The sequence below is a fragment of the Alkalihalobacterium chitinilyticum genome, assembly GCF_029028005.1.
GTDB lineage: Bacteria > Bacillota > Bacilli > Bacillales > Bacillaceae_F > Alkalihalobacterium > Alkalihalobacterium chitinilyticum.
Genome location: NZ_JAOTPO010000009.1, coordinates 1 through 15456, shown reverse-complemented (window position 1 = coordinate 15456; position 15456 = coordinate 1). Strand labels below are relative to the sequence as shown.

Below are 15456 nucleotides of genomic sequence, written 5' to 3'. Positions count from 1 at the left end.
ATTAAATCGTACACGATTTAATGAATAGGAAGCAACATTTTTGCCTGCTCTTTTTGATACTGAAAAAAGATACCTTAAATGATTTCATTTAAGGTACCCTTTTAATGATGAAGTTCAACTTCACTATCGAGCTAGAAAGTTTATATGATAAAAACCCTTATGAAAACCGCTCTCCAAAATTACTCGAAACTTTTAAGTTAGACTGTTGTTTATCGATGACCACCATTACCTCTTCACCTGGATTACATTGTTCCAAGTAATTAGAAGAGGCATTAAAACGAGTATCACCATCTTGGCCATGTGGATTTTGATCGAACATTATTGATACCCGGTTTGGATTTTTGAATAATGATGCTGGATAAAACCTAGGTTGTACAGGTGATAGAATTTCCAGCAACCGATCAAACGGTAACTCACAGGCTTCGTATTTTTCCAAAAGATCAAGGATAGTGGTTTGGTTTTTTACGATCTGTTCGTCGTATACGGATTCTTCTATGCATGCTTCAAGCTCAATTTTATGCGGTGGGCAGGTTGTATATTTAGCCAATTCACGTATTTGCTCTTGAGTAACCACTTCCTGTAAATCTACACTATAGCGAAGAAGCCTATTGAGACTAACTGTTTGATTGAATGGAAGATGCGGGGTGCTCTCGTGATCGCCGGATAAGATGACGTGATCCCAATCATTCCAGCCATAACGGTTCAATAAACGGTTAATATCTTCATCTCGGTTTGTACGAAAAATACCGATTTCTTCACCTTCCTCGTAATCGATATCTTCCAGCAAAGAGATATCAATTCTCCTCTTTACTTGAGATGTTCCCGTTTTATCTTCTATACGATTATCAATAATCGTTCCATGAAAAACTTCATATGATCTAGCAAGAGGAATACAGGAAGTACTATTCACTAATTTTATACTTATTTTAGTAGATTCTTCTTTTACCTGTTCAGCTATACCTAAAGAATTTAAGGCATCAGACCACATGCGTTCCACCCATTCATCTAATTGCTTTTCATAATCTCCACTTGCATCGACCTCACCACGTGAAGTAAACCTTTCAGCTCCCTTTAATACTAGTTGTTCATCTATTAGTCGAGGTACGGCCTGATACGTATTTGCCCAGTTGCGGTCTCCACACCCTAATACCGCAAACCGAACTCCTGTTATTCGTCCCTGCTCCACCTCTTCTAGCCATTTGACAAATTGCAGAGCATTCCTTGGCGGTTTTCCATTATAAGAAGAAGTAATGATTAGAACTAGTTCTTCTTTAGGTAATTGATCGATATGATCATTTAAAGGTGCTACTTTACTTTGGATACCATACTGAAGAGCCTGCTCGGCTAGGTCTTGAGCGATACTTTCTGCTGTCCCCATATTCGATCCATAAAGGATAAGAAGTGATCCTTTCTTACTTTTCACCTTTAACTCCCGTTTGGAATGACTTTCAACAACAGGAACATGTGTAACCATCTCACTAACATTTATTGAATGATTAAGATGCATTTGTCTTTCCCGTAACCTGACATGGATTTTAAAATCATCGGGTTTTAAAGTTAGAGTCTGTTTAATTTTTAACTTGTAAACCGTATGCTCAAGAAGCTCAAAATTTTGAAGAATCATCCCTAAAACTAACGTCGCTTCGTGCAAAGCAAACTGCATCCCAATACAGGCTCGCTGTCCATTACCAAATGGTTTATAAGCCCCATCTGGTATTTTACTCATATCTTCAAATCGTTCTGGACGAAATTGTTCTGCGTCTTCACCCCAGGCTTCTTTGTCCCTATGAAGTTGCGGTAAAAGAATAGTCACGTCCGTTTTGTTTTGTATCAAATACTTTCCACCAATCGTCACATCTTCTTTTGCAAAAAGTGAAAACTCGGGAGCTGTCGGATATAAACGCAACGCTTCATTTAAAATCATTCGGATATATTTGAGTTCGAGCACTTGTTGGTACGTTGGTATCTCATTTACGACCACTCGGTCCACTTCTTCGTAAGCCTTATTTAAAACATCCGGATGCTTTAATAGGAGATATAAAGCAAACGATAATAAACCACTTGTTGTTTCGTGACCAGCAATAAGGAAAGTAATGATTTGATAACGGATATTTTCATCATCAAGTCGCTCACCCGTTTGGGGGTCCTTTGCATTAAGCATTCTAGCAAGTAAATCCGTTTCACCATCATCACCATTCTCTTTACGCTCAGCGATGATTTGATCTACTAGAGAAAACATCATTTGCAAATCACGTTCAAATTGTCGTTTCTTTTTTATTGCGAGTTTGTTTTGGATAGGTAATCTTGTACCACGATACATCGCTTCTTCCAAGGAACGAACCATACTTAAGATAAAAGGGTGAGAAGTTTCTTTATAAAAACTATTAAAACGATAGTTAAATCCGCATAGTCCGATTGTGTCAAGAGTAAGTCGAGTCATATCATCTGGGACATCAATCGTTTCATTAGGGTTTAGCCGCGCCCATTTTTGTACTAGTTGTGATGCAATATCTACCATCATTGGATGGTACCCTTTCATTGCCTGTTGGCTGAAAGAAGGCATAAGTATATTGTGAGCCTTTTGCCAGTTCGCCTCCTTCGTACGACTTGTAAATAAGCCATCTCCCCCGATCGGACGCACCGAAATTAGACTGGCAATACTTTTGTCAAAACGGTTGTCATTACATACTTCAGCTACTAATTTATGACCCGAAAGAACGACAGTAGAATAACCAAAAGCTTCAAAACGATAAATGGGTCCATACTCTTCAGCTAACTTACAAAAGGATAAGGTAGGGACTTCTTTATTTATTAATGGCAGGTTCCCAAGGGGACCGTACGTCTTCGGTTGTGGGATATTCGATGAGTTTTCCAAAACCAGATCTCCTTTCGAGCATAATAATCTTTTTACCTCATCTAGATAAAAGGTCAATTAGTATCAGCGAAATTTGACTTTCATTAAGTATTCATAAACAAATACAACGACAATTTTATTTTACCACTGAACTTCAATTAAGTTAGGTTATTTTTTCAATTTTCAATCAAAACTGACATTTTAAATATATTATTCTTCTATTAATTAATACCTATTCAATTTACGACTGTTGTTATTCCCTTTTAAAGGCTTTCAATGATCACGCTATTTATAAGGAATGTAATAAATCGAAAGGGGTGTCCACGGTGGATGCAATATGGATTGTAGCTGAGGATAGTAGGACAGGGGCAGAGATCCTCCTGTCCCTTATATATGATCGTCTGTCTCGCCTTTAGGGGGGAGGCTTTTTTATTGAAATTCATCAGATAAAAATCGTTGCAGTGAGCGTACGGCCTTTTTACTCAATTTGTGACTGGATATCATTTTACCGGACTCACAGGCCCTTATTTTCATTAAAATTAGTAGTTTCTATACTTTAGCGGACTCCAGGGTTCTTATTTCTTAATTTTCCACTTAAAGTCACATGTATTTGAGCAAATAAGGGCCTCTCAGTCCGCTTAGCATTAACTGCACCTATCTTTTTATCTACTAGATTGGATGCGGCTCAAAAAGAGCTTCAAGTTACTTGTCACCAGAAATAGTTCCATAATACATATATTATTATTACGTCCCCATTTCAATGCGCCTGTACTCGATATCAATTTATTATATTAGTTTTATTCTAAGACATTACAAAAAACCGAGCACATGAGCTCGGTTTAGTTCTTATGCCTCTTTTAGTTGGCTTTCTTCATTAATCTGATGATTTTGTTCTCTAATTTTGAAAAGATGATATTGGTCCTTTTCAGTCTGGAACAAATCATATGTTGGACCATTTGCGTTAATATATTGATAAACATCTGTTCTAATTTCATTCGCCAGTGTGTTGTATGGAAGTTTTTGGGCAGCTTTAATAGACCTGGTATTTTCTTTCCGAATTCTCATAAAAACAGTTTGGATATCAAGCTCAAAAAAGAGCTCACTAAAAAAAGCGTCTTTTGCTAACTGATTATAACCTTTACCAAAATAAGGCTTACCGATCCAAGTACCAAGAAAACCAGTACCATCTTGAACATCAAATAAATTGATGGTCCCTATCGGATTTCCCCATTCATCAGTAATTGTACGTGAAATAAGCTCACCACGTTCCTCAGCCTCAATCGTTTGTTTCGTTAAAAATAGGTACTCCTCATAAGAGTTGGCCTTGTGGCGAACAAAAGGAAAAACAGCAGGGTCAATCATTAGATCATATAACTCATGACAGTCCGACAGTTCGCGTTTTCTTAGCATTTGAATCCCTCCTTAGTATAGAGGGCAGTCCTGTAGTATAAGACCCACCCTCGAAGTTGTTAAAATTCGGGGTGGGAATCGAACCCACTAGAACCAGCATGAACTGGTGGCGCACCAATTGCCTTCCCATTTCCTTATAATCAGTGAAAAAACGCCGAATTTTCTTTTATTTTATTAATATTAACGATAATGCTTGTGATATGACTGAAATACTTTTAAATATTCATATTTCCTCCATCACCTTCTATATAATAATCGATTTATACAAAAAAGGGAACCGGTTTTTTTATTTATTTTTTGTAAATAATTTCCCCATTAATCATGGTCATCATCGGGGTTGCAAGATAGTAGAATGGTTGTTCATTCCATAGTACGATGTCAGCATCCTTACCAACTTCTAGACTTCCTACTTTGTGATCAATTCCAAGGTTTTGCGCTGGATTAATCGTAATCCCTTCTAGCGCTTTTTTCTCATCTAAACCTTCACGTACTGCAAGTGACGCACAAATGTTTAAATATTGAATCGGTGTATATGGATGGTCAGTCGTTATTGATACATTAATACCGTAATCTGTTAAAACACGATAAGTTTCCCAAGTTTTATTTTTCAACTCAATCTTTGAGCGTCTCGTCAATGTCGGTCCGACCGTTACATGCAGGTTACGACCACTTAACTCTTCGGCGATCAAGTGCCCTTCTGTGCAATGTTCAATTCGCAAGTCCAAGTTAAATTCCTCCGCAAAACGAACAGCTGATAAAATATCATCCGCACGATGAGCATGAATTCTTACAGGAATGTCTCTTTTTAAGGCAGCTACTAAAGGAGCTACTCTTAAGCTTTCGGGTTCATCACTATTTTTGGCATGAATAAACGCTTCCCGGAGCATGCCCATGATGCCCATTCTCGTTATGGAATCGTTGTTTGTGGACCGGCTGTGAATTCGTTTCGGGTTCTCACCCAATGCGATTTTTAAACCGGCAATATCTTTAATCATCATTTTCTTTATACTCTTACCTTGCGTTTTAATGACGGAAGTTGTCCCACCGATTACATTCGCACTTCCAGGCATTACGTGAACCGTTGTCACCCCGTATTTCACCGCATCCTTAAACCCAATATCAAGAGGGTAGACTCCATCGATTGCTCGAATATGCGGTGTTGTAGCCTCAATCGTTTCATTTGCATCATTTCCTGCCCAACCCGTTCCTTCATCATAAAGACCAAGATGAGTATGTGCATCGATAAAACCTGGAAGCAAGTGAAGACCTTTCCCGTTTAAAACAGTCATCTGTGACGTTTGTTCTATGTCTGTTCCAATTGCAGCTATTTTACCTTCTTTTACTAAAACATCTCCGTTTTCTATTTTTTCTGACGTGACCGGATATACTGTTGCCCCTTTGATTAAAATCACTGCCTAAAACCTCCTTAGTGGCCAAATGAAACGAACCAGATTTTATTTAATTGATTTAATCATAGTCAATAATACTTTCATTTATGTAATTGAATATCGTAAAACTTTAATTATTTTATTCATCATTAACTGTTAAGAAGTTCCTCTAATCATTCTACATTCAGTGTACCTATTCTTGACAGGCTATATTCTGTCAAGAAGGGAGGGTTCGATTTTGGCTGCAATACAGTCTAACGAAAAAAGAACCCTCACCTATATGAGAGCTCTAGAGCTTAGCTATCAAGTTGCTATCAAAGTAATAGATTGTTGCTAGACGTTACTTTGGCGTTAAATCAGTTGTAATGAATACCTGCTATAACCATCCCCTTCATAATTGTATCTTTCACAGATTGTGTATATCCGATTTTCCCCTACCTAATAACTTATTTAAATATTAAGATATTTTAAAAGGTTTTCCTTGAAATATATAATCGAATTCAATTCAATTTAATTTAATTTATTTTCCTAGTGATGGCTCGGTTAATGTGGCTGACAAACCATAATAACGTGATCATCCGGATCTAGAATAGTAAAAAATGTTGCATCGCCGTGACCTTCTTTTTCAGTGAGCACTTCAATACGGTTACTTTTCACAAATGAATAAGCTTCATGAATATCGTCCGTCTCTAACATAAATCGAATTTTATAGTTATCCCCATTCAGAAAACGACTATTATCAAGTAATATATTCGCACCCTTTTCACTTTGTATTTCAACAATCGACTCCTTCGGGTGGATCAATCGTGGTTGAATATCTAATACATCAAAATGCCATTGGACGGCTTTTTGTATATCCGATACGTTTACAAAAACCGCTGGTATCCGGTTATGTATAGGTGAAGAAGCAGTTTTTTCTAACGGGATTTCATTATCCTCACAACTGCAAACCATAAAAACATTTCCATCTGGATCTTCAAAATTGAAAAAGGTTAATCCTTCGTGTGGGGTCTCAATTTCAAGTGTAATATTAACTCCTTTGCGTTTAAGGTACTCAAAAGCTGTGGTAACGCTCTTTGCACTATACATATATAGTGGGGCATTGTCTTTATTCCATTCACCTCTTGCTATATTTACACTATTATCATCTAAGATTATTCCTGTGAAGTTCTCAAGTTCCATCCAATATACGGGTCCGCCATTAAAACGCTCTTCTAATACCTTCAACCCAAGTAACGTACTGTACCACTCAGCAGACCGTTGAAGATTACTAACATGAACAAAAACACTATTAATCGAATTTTCAATGAAATGACTCATTAATGTTACTCCTCCAATTTGCAATTCATATCCTTTTATAGTTCACCTTTAAACATTCTTTTCCTTCTATTACTTCTGAATTTTTCCTAGGTTAAAAGTTGTTTTTTAGAGGAGCTTTTTGGTTATTTTAATTAAACTACTGCATTCGTCCTGACACTATATTCATGTGTCAGAGAACGATCTTTTGAGCAGGAAGCCTTCGAACGATTTCACTTCCTATTTGCAAAGATGCTGTTGCTGCAGGTGAAGGTGCATTACACACATGGATACTTCGTTTGCCTGCAATGATGTAAAAATCGTCTACTAAACTACCATCTGATTTTAACGCTTGCGCGCGTACTCCAGCTGGAGCAGGTTCAAGGTCATTTATTGTAATTTCTGGAATGAGATTTTGAAGACTTTCTACAAACTTGCCCTTATGTAACGAACGGGTAATCTCCTCAAAACCCTCCTTAACATTTTTACGGGCCAGCTTCCAAAATCCATGGTATTTCATGACTTCAAGAAAGTCCCCTAAATGAAAATCTGTTTTTTTATAACCTTCTCGTTTTAAGCTAAGTACAGCATTAGGGCCGGCTTCAACACCACCACCTATCATTCTAGTAAAATGCACGCCTAAAAATGGAAAAGACGGATTGGGTACAGGGTATATCAAATGTTTAACTAAATACCTTTTTTCTGGCTTTAACTTAAAATATTCACCGCGAAAAGGAACAATTTTCATATCCATATGATAACCCGTTAACTTGGCAATACGGTCACTATGCAGCCCCGCACAGTTAATCATCATTTTTGCCTGAATCGTTCCATTATTCGTGTCTATCTCTACGTCACTTCCTTTTTCTTTAACTTTTTCTACCTTCGTATTTAACTTTAACTCTCCCCCACGTTCCCAAATGAGCTTTGCTAACGTCTCACTAACTTTTTTGTAGTTAACGATTCCTGCCATCGGCACATGTATTGCCGCTTTCCCATTAACATGTGGCTCGATCTCTTTTAATTGATCAGCACATATTTTCTTAATCACTAACTGATTATTAAGCCCGCGCTTGTACAAGTTCTCTAGTAACGGCAGCTCTTCATCATTTGTTGCCACGACGACTTTTCCACAAACTTCATGTTCGATTTGATGTTCTTGACAAAACGCCACCATTGACTCGTTACCTTGTCGAGCAAACTTTGCTTTAAAACTACCAGGTTTATAATAGAGACCTGAATGAATAACTCCGCTATTATGACCTGTCTGGTGTGACGCAAAGTCTTTTTCTTTTTCTAAGACGATCACTTTGGCACCTGGAAACTTCTCTAAGATCGCTTTTCCGACCGATAAACCAACAATTCCCCCACCGATAATAGCAAAATCATACATCATTATTCCCCCATGAAATGATCTTTGAAAAACTTCAATTAAAATAGCCTTAAACCATCGTTAGATTTAAGGCATTTCGTATCTCTTTCTATTAATAATAGTTTAACAAAAGTTCATTAAAAGTTGTTTAATAATTTGTAATTTTTTATTTTTTATTTTTTATTTTCGTTTCATCTTTTCCATAGCATCGCAACAATTGTATAAGTGGATAATGTAAACAACACGAACATAGCTCCAATTACAAATTGATAAGCTGGTATAAACGAGAACACCCCTGCAGAGAAAGAACCACAAATGACCCCTAGTGAAAAGAATGCATAGAAAAGACCAAATGCTTTGCCTCTTTCTTTCTCCCTTGTTCGTTCTATAACTGTTCCACTTGCTGATGGAAAAATAAGTGCGAATCCAATTCCGTAAATAACCATAGAAATAACCATATGTGATAAAGTCACAGCAACCGCTAAATACAACAGTGCAATGGATATAACGATTAGACCACTTTTCATTAGTCTAGGTTTATTCCACTGATCAAACACCCTATTCGTTGGAAATACAAAAATTAAGATCGCCACCAAACCGAAGACGCTTAATAAAATACCTGTCAGTTCTGTAAATAAATTGAGGTCGATTACTTTCAAAGGTAACAAATACGTTAATAAGCCTAAAGTATACATTAACAAAAAAATGGATAAATAGGCAGGTACAAGCTCTTTCAATTTAGGAAGTGTATTATGCTTTACTGCAGAAGTTCTTAATTTACTCTTTTCTCTTAAAAAGACAGCTGCTAGAACACCAAACACTATCATTAAACTCGAGATGAAATAAAAAAGAAGATTATAACCAAATCGTCCACTGACAATGGCCCCAATTGCTGGCCCTGCAATTGCAGCGATGCCGACACCTGCACCTGAATAAGCCATCGTTCTTCCGTTCTCCGCCCGTTCACCTCTGGAACCTAAAAACGTAAAGGCGGCAGGAACAATTAGACCTCCTGCCATACCATGGAAAAATCGAATGACTAACAATTCATATGCGTTACTGACCATTGAATAGAAAAAGATTATAACTCCTACCGTAAGCATTCCAACATATAAAATTCGTTTAGAGCCAATACGGTCAATCCAAACTCCTGATAACAAATTTCCAAGCATATTAGAAAACGAGTACATTCCAATAATAATTCCGACTAAGAGCGGATTCGCACCTAGTTCAATGGCAAAAGGAGCAATAATCGGAAGTTGGGAAAACGTATCAATAAACGCAACAGCGATGATGATGTAGATTAAGATCATTTCTTTTCACCTTCAAATCACCAACTAAAATTACTAAGACCGCGATGGAACGAAAGCCATAGCGGTCTTAATATTGAGGTCAACCTTATATATTTAGCATTCCCTCAATAAAACGTTTTACTTATCTTACTTCTCTAAATCACCAGCTGGACCGAAAAACTCAAAATGGATTTGTTCTTCAGGTACTCCCCAATCTTTTAATGATTGATTAATCACTTTCATAAATGGGAGAGGACCACAGAAGTAGAATTCCGCATCGTTATTTGGCACCACTGTCTTTAACCAATCAAGGTCGATAAATCCTTCTTTTTGAAAGGTTTGAGCTGTTCGGTCTTCTTCTGTTGGCTGTTCATAAGCAAGAAAATAGTTAATGTTATTACTTTCTGAAACAACTGTTGCTACTTCTTCTTTCAATCCGTGATAGTTTCCATTTATCGCTGCGTGAATATAAGTGACCTGCTTTTCTGGAAGTTGAGATAATGTTTTTAACATGCTGATCATTGGCGTTTGGCCCACACCACCACTAATTAAAACGATAGGACGAGTTGGTTCAGTCTCTAGAACAAAATCACCAGCTGGGGCTGTTATTTCAAGAACATCACCTTCATTCACTTCATTATGCATAAACGTTGAAACGATTCCTGCTGGAATGTTTCCACGTGCGTCTTCACGTTTTATACTAATACGATAATAGTCCTTCCCCGAAACATCCGATAAACTATATTGTCTAATATGGTTATATTCTTCCCCATCAATAAGGGCTTTAACTGAAATGTATTGCCCAGGCAGGTAGTCCGAAATCTCCTCACCATCTAAAGGTTTTAAATAGAAGGACGTAATAACATTACTTTCCTGTATTTTTTTTGCAACTGTAAATGGACGAAATTCCTTCCAACCGCCCTCTTTTTGCTCAGCTTCATTATACATTTCTTTTTCAACTGCAATGAACACATCCGCAATTACCCCATAAGCATCTGCCCAGGCATTAATAATTTCATCCGTTGCGGCATCCCCTAACACATCTTTTATGGCCAATAATAAATGTTTCCCGACAATTGGATAGTGCTCCGCTTTTACATTTAAACTTCTATGCTTATGTGCAATTTGCTTAACGACAGGAATAATAGCTTCTAGATTATCAATATGAGCAGCCGCAGCGTATACCGAATTAGCCAACGCTTTAGGTTGCTTTCCTTGCTTTTGATTTGCATGGTTGAAAATATGTAATAACTCTGGATGATTTTCAAACATCATTTGATAAAAACGCTTAGTAATCGCTTCCCCGTGTTCTGCAAGAACTGGAACTGTTGATTTAATAATTGCAATCGTTTCTTGACTTAATGTTTTTGTAGTGGTCATTTCCGATCATCTCCCCATAAATATTAAAACATATATTTAAAATACATCTTTAATTTAAACACGGAAGGATTTCAAAAGCAATATTTGAAATACATCTTTTCACGAAATAGACAAAACTAAAATAAAATACTCTTTTATGCTACTATGATAAAATATAAGTATATTACTCGTTGATTTATTGAACGGAGGGGTTCGCATGCAATTAACAACTTATACAGATTACTCTCTTCGTGTTCTTCTATACTTAGGCACTCTTTCTAAGGACAAACTGGCTAGTATTAAGGAGATATCTTCAGCTTACGGGATATCAAATAACCATTTAAGTAAGATTGTGTACGAACTAGGCAAACTCGGATTAATAGAAACGATTAGAGGGCGGAATGGCGGGATCAGACTTGCTAAATCTCCAAGTGAAATTAACATTGGAAGTGTTGTACGACAAACAGAAGACTTAGAAGTAGTCGAATGTTTTGATGCGGAGCGAAACATGTGTATGATTAGTTCAGGGTGCCGCTTAAAACATGTATTGAACGAGGCTATGAAAGCTTATTTACAAGTACTGGATCGATATACACTAGATGATATGTTAGTGAATAAGGATTTTTTACGATCCTTATTAACGAAAGGGTAAAAATGTATTTCTATTGATTTATAATTGACTATACTAGTGGTCAGGATGGCTCCTTAGGAAAAGGATACCCTGACCTTATTATTTTGCACTAAACTACTGTTGTTGTTTATACCTTAACTAGCTTCTTTAAGAACTCTCAATCTCTTTCTATACATTATTTTCGAAATACTAATACTTATTTCATAAAGTAAAATGAGAGGTGCCATAACGATAAGAGCTGATATAAAGTCAGGCGGTGTAACGAGCGTGGAAACAATCGTTAAGATTAGATAACCAATTTTTCTTGTCTTTGCCAGCATGACTGGGTTAATGATACCAACCCTTGTTAATAACATGATAATAATTGGCATTTCAAACAAAAATCCAATAGGTAAAGTTAAGTGTAATAAAAATTTAAAATATTTTTCTGCTGTATACATCGTATTCAGTTGGTCGGCCGCTAATGTTTGTAAAAAAGATAAAACACTTGGGAATAAAACAAAGTAACCAAATGAAATTGCACCTGTAAAACAAATAAATAATAGTGGAAGAAACAGAAAAACTGCTTTACGCTCCTTTTCATTTATGGCGGGTTCTACAAACTTCCATACTTGATAAAGAATAATCGGTGTCGTTATGATAATCGCACACGATCCAGCGATCATAAAATAGATCCATAAAATATCACTTGGACCTAATATCGTTAAGTTTTGATCGGCAGCAATGATGAGCCAGTCATAAATTTCTTCAACAAATGCAAACGACACGATTAAGGCAAGAAGGAAAAAGCTAATGACAATAATTAATCGTTTTCGCAACTCTTCTAAATGGTCGACTAAATTCATTTCTTTTACCGTCATATGATCACATCCTTTATACAAAAGGAGATGTAAACAATTGTTTACATCTCCTTATTAAATTTATCGCCTTAACTTTTCACTTCTTTCGACTTTTCCTCTTCGGAATCATTTCCATTGACTAGATCTTTCGTTGCACTTTTAAATTCACTTAACGTTCTTCCAGCTGCTCTTCCAATCTCAGGGAGCTTGGATGGGCCGAAAATCACAAGCGCGATTATTAATACTAAAATTAAACCGGGAACTCCGATGTTTTGTAACATGAACTCATCTCCTACTCAATTGTTTTTATTTATTTTCCTTTTCCTGGGTTAATGCTTTTGTAAGCGACTTCTGCTTCGATTTCAATTAGCCAATCTGAGTTTACTAGACCTTCAACTCCAACCGTTGAACGAGCAGTTTTTACAGGGTTTTCTTCTGTATTAAAGTATTTTGCATAGGCATTGAACCAACCTTGATAGTCAATTTCACCAGGGTTTTCTGGATGTTCTGGATCTGGAACCACATAGACACGTAAATAAGTGATGTCTGACATCGACAATCCTTTTCCTTCTAAATCTTGTTTAAATCGCTCTAAGATTGTAATCGCTTGTTCTTCTGTATTCCCATATCTTTCATATATAGTTGAACCATTTCTATCTTTTACAACCGGAACCGTCCCACTGAAATAAAGCTTGTTATAATTATGTGGTATCGCCACTGAACTAGATATGGAAGAAGTCGGACTTCCGAAAAATACGACATCGTTTCCTCTTATCAGTTTAGCCATATCACCATTTGCTGCCGTAAACGTAACCCCTGCTAATAAGCTTGTCCCAACTATTGCTGATGCTACAATTTTTTTTGATAATTTTTTCATCATTTATTCCTCCTCTATTTTCTATACTTTTTTTAATAGTTTCGTTGTTATTATTCCTTTTTTATGAGGCAACACTTGGACTTTTCATCACTTCTTCATGGATAGTACCTACAGCGATCAATGCGGATTCAATAGCTCCTGACATCCAGCCTGTCATATAGCTTAAATGTTCACCCGCTAGATGAATACGCCCATCTGGTTTGTTCAAAGTAACGTACTCATTCTGCCTTTGCGAAGCAGAGTAATTTGCCCATCCCCCTTCGCTATACTCAATTTTATGCCATGCTAGAGAAAAGCCAGCTTCTAACTCTTTCTTATAATTTGCTCCATGAATTTTCACTCCTTGTGCTAAAGCATGTGCTTGGCGCTGAGCAATTGACATATCCCCAAGAGCCACAGCATCATTACCAAAATTGTAATAACCAACAACAGTTCCTTTTTGTGTTCCATAACCTGATGAAGGATACCAAATTTGATTAATATCAAGGTTCGTTGTTGTCATTCCTCCATACACACGCTCATCTTCCTCCCAGAAGCGGCGTTTGTATTGTAGACCAATTTTACCTGTCGTCGCATAACTGATACTTCCTATGGCACGTTGCATTTCTGAAGAAAAATCAGCAGGTATCTTCGTTAATACCGGTAGAGGTATTGTGCAAATACAATAGTCTCCCGTAATTTCTCTTAAGTTACCGCTTCCTGCGCCGTTCCCTTTTCCTTTTCCAGTATATAAAATTTTTACACCATCAGGTGATTGACGAATCTCTTTTACTTCAGCACCAAAGGTGATTTTGCCAGGAAGCTGTTCTTCAAACGCCTTCGGTATCGCATCCATCCCACCAACAGGCTGGAACATGTTTGGTTGTTGATTAAATGAATATTCACCACTAATACTATTAGGCATACCAGACGCAAGTAATTGATTTAAAGTATATGGATCACCAACTTTTCCTGGCTCTAATCCTGCTGCTGGAAAAATATCATATCCACGAGCACTTGATCCTGTATATTGATAGTTCGCATTTAATCCACCCTCACCACGAAGGTAAGTTAGTATTCTTTCTTTATCTTCAGCAGATAGCTCGCTATCTAACGCCGACTGATTAACTGCCTTTGCTAATAACTCAGAAACTTGCCCTCTAATATCTGCTTTAATCATTTGTTTTCTAATTTTCGTATTGGCTAGAGCACCGACATTTTCACGGTAATAGTAGGCGTGTTCGTTTGTATTTGTAAAAATTTCAAGCGGTACACCTAGTTCACGGCAATAGTCCATCGTAATATGATGCTGCGGGATCCTTGCTGGCCCAGCGTTAAAGTATTCCCCTCTTGCAAATTGAGCAGTTTGACTTACACCCCCAATTTCTGTTTCAGTGGTTCCTGGACGTACGGTCCAATTTCGACCACCTACACGATCACGCGCTTCTAAAATTTTGCAATTATAGCCTACCTTTGACATTTCGTAAGCGGCACAAAGCCCAGCTATCCCTGCTCCTAGGATAATGATCGTCTTACCATTCTTTCCATTAGGTAAGTCACCTTTTTTTGGAAGGTTGAAATCACTTTTCATAGCATATGTAGGTGTTCCGAATAACCCTAAAGTATCCATTGCACCAAATACAGCTACAGCGCCACCTAGCCTTCCCACTTGATTTAGAAAGTCTCTTCTTGTCATATTTTTGTTTGGTTTCTCCACTCTCTATATACCTCCTCTGTTTTGATAACTAAATAGTACAAGCATTCTCGAAATATAATAACAACTTTGACAGAAAATTTTACAGAATATTTCGAATAGTAAAATAGTTGTGTTATAATTGGTTGTTAATTTAGAAAAGAACACGAATTATCTATTTTTTTGTCGAAAAAGAAAGAATTCCTGTGTACTTTTATACAGGACCGCGTGAAGTAATTTTACATTTAATGACAAACTACAACCTTTACTACTAAACCTATATAACCATATAGATATTCATTTTAAGTATTTGGATACAATTTGTTACGTTAAAAAGACATCGAGTAGGAGGAGGTGATTAACCTCCGACCTCTCACACCACCGTACGTACGGTTCCGTATACGGCGGTTCAATTTTATACTAAGCATGTACTTTGTTGTAATGATGGACACAAGAGATTAGCCCG

12 protein-coding genes are annotated in these 15456 nt (G+C 37.0%); 1 reads left to right on the top strand and 11 read right to left on the bottom strand.

Annotated features, from left to right (window positions below; translation table 11 throughout):
- Window positions 1–157 precede the first annotated feature (157 nt).
- The 7 genes from N7Z68_RS13490 to hmpA form a co-directional block, all read right to left on the bottom strand.
- Window positions 158–2875 (bottom strand): cytochrome P450, encoded by a 2718-nt coding sequence (locus tag N7Z68_RS13490; protein ID WP_275119007.1) that lies wholly within the window; start codon window positions 2873–2875, stop codon window positions 158–160.
- 825 nt (window positions 2876–3700) lie between these two features.
- Window positions 3701–4264, bottom strand: a complete 564-nt coding sequence (locus N7Z68_RS13485) for a GNAT family N-acetyltransferase (protein WP_275119006.1) — start codon at window positions 4262–4264, stop codon at window positions 3701–3703.
- Window positions 4265–4554: 290 nt separating this feature from the next.
- The gene (locus tag N7Z68_RS13480; RefSeq protein ID WP_275119005.1) at window positions 4555–5676 is read right to left on the bottom strand and encodes an amidohydrolase; all 1122 of its coding nucleotides are present in this window, start codon (window positions 5674–5676) and stop codon (window positions 4555–4557) included.
- 519 nt (window positions 5677–6195) lie between these two features.
- Window positions 6196–6972 (bottom strand): VOC family protein, encoded by a 777-nt coding sequence (locus N7Z68_RS13475; protein WP_275119004.1) that lies wholly within the window; start codon window positions 6970–6972, stop codon window positions 6196–6198.
- 169 nt (window positions 6973–7141) lie between these two features.
- Window positions 7142–8341, bottom strand: a complete 1200-nt coding sequence (gene lhgD / locus N7Z68_RS13470; protein WP_275119174.1) for an L-2-hydroxyglutarate dehydrogenase — start codon at window positions 8339–8341, stop codon at window positions 7142–7144.
- Window positions 8342–8511: 170 nt separating this feature from the next.
- Window positions 8512–9633: an MFS transporter gene (locus N7Z68_RS13465; protein WP_275119003.1), complete on the bottom strand. Its 1122-nt coding sequence runs from the start codon at window positions 9631–9633 to the stop codon at window positions 8512–8514.
- Window positions 9634–9759: 126 nt separating this feature from the next.
- Entirely contained in the window at window positions 9760–10992 is a 1233-nt protein-coding gene (gene hmpA / locus N7Z68_RS13460) for an NO-inducible flavohemoprotein (protein ID WP_275119002.1), read from the bottom strand.
- A 196-nt stretch (window positions 10993–11188) separates the two neighbouring features.
- On the opposite strand from hmpA, the gene N7Z68_RS13455 reads away from it, so the two are divergent.
- The gene (locus N7Z68_RS13455) at window positions 11189–11623 is read left to right on the top strand and encodes an Rrf2 family transcriptional regulator (RefSeq protein WP_275119001.1); all 435 of its coding nucleotides are present in this window, start codon (window positions 11189–11191) and stop codon (window positions 11621–11623) included.
- Between the two features lie 113 nt (window positions 11624–11736).
- Here N7Z68_RS13455 and tatC read toward each other — a convergent pair whose 3' ends face one another.
- From tatC to N7Z68_RS13435, 4 genes are all read right to left on the bottom strand, one after another.
- Window positions 11737–12462 (bottom strand): twin-arginine translocase subunit TatC, encoded by a 726-nt coding sequence (tatC, locus tag N7Z68_RS13450; protein ID WP_275119000.1) that lies wholly within the window; start codon window positions 12460–12462, stop codon window positions 11737–11739.
- A gap of 68 nt (window positions 12463–12530) precedes the next feature.
- The gene (locus N7Z68_RS13445) at window positions 12531–12722 is read right to left on the bottom strand and encodes a twin-arginine translocase TatA/TatE family subunit (RefSeq protein ID WP_275118999.1); all 192 of its coding nucleotides are present in this window, start codon (window positions 12720–12722) and stop codon (window positions 12531–12533) included.
- Window positions 12723–12751: 29 nt separating this feature from the next.
- The gene (locus N7Z68_RS13440; RefSeq protein ID WP_275118998.1) at window positions 12752–13321 is read right to left on the bottom strand and encodes a Rid family hydrolase; all 570 of its coding nucleotides are present in this window, start codon (window positions 13319–13321) and stop codon (window positions 12752–12754) included.
- 58 nt (window positions 13322–13379) lie between these two features.
- On the bottom strand, window positions 13380–15014 hold the full coding sequence (locus N7Z68_RS13435; protein ID WP_275118997.1) for a flavin monoamine oxidase family protein: 1635 nt from the start codon (window positions 15012–15014) through the stop codon (window positions 13380–13382).
- Between the last annotated feature and the right edge of the window lie 442 nt (window positions 15015–15456).

Bases quoted from the DNA above. Each gene is read 5' to 3' on its own strand.
- N7Z68_RS13485 (WP_275119006.1), bottom strand. From the start codon at position 4,264: ATGCTAAGAAAACGCGAACTGTCGGACTGTCATGAGTTATATGATCTA.
- N7Z68_RS13475 (WP_275119004.1), bottom strand. From the start codon at position 6,972: ATGAGTCATTTCATTGAAAATTCGATTAATAGTGTTTTTGTTCATGTT.
- lhgD (WP_275119174.1), bottom strand. From the start codon at position 8,341: ATGTATGATTTTGCTATTATCGGTGGGGGAATTGTTGGTTTATCGGTC.
- N7Z68_RS13465 (WP_275119003.1), bottom strand. From the start codon at position 9,633: ATGATCTTAATCTACATCATCATCGCTGTTGCGTTTATTGATACGTTT.
- hmpA (WP_275119002.1), bottom strand. From the start codon at position 10,992: ATGACCACTACAAAAACATTAAGTCAAGAAACGATTGCAATTATTAAA.
- N7Z68_RS13455 (WP_275119001.1), top strand. From the start codon at position 11,189: ATGCAATTAACAACTTATACAGATTACTCTCTTCGTGTTCTTCTATAC.
- tatC (WP_275119000.1), bottom strand. From the start codon at position 12,462: ATGACGGTAAAAGAAATGAATTTAGTCGACCATTTAGAAGAGTTGCGA.
- N7Z68_RS13445 (WP_275118999.1), bottom strand. From the start codon at position 12,722: ATGTTACAAAACATCGGAGTTCCCGGTTTAATTTTAGTATTAATAATC.
- N7Z68_RS13440 (WP_275118998.1), bottom strand. From the start codon at position 13,321: ATGATGAAAAAATTATCAAAAAAAATTGTAGCATCAGCAATAGTTGGG.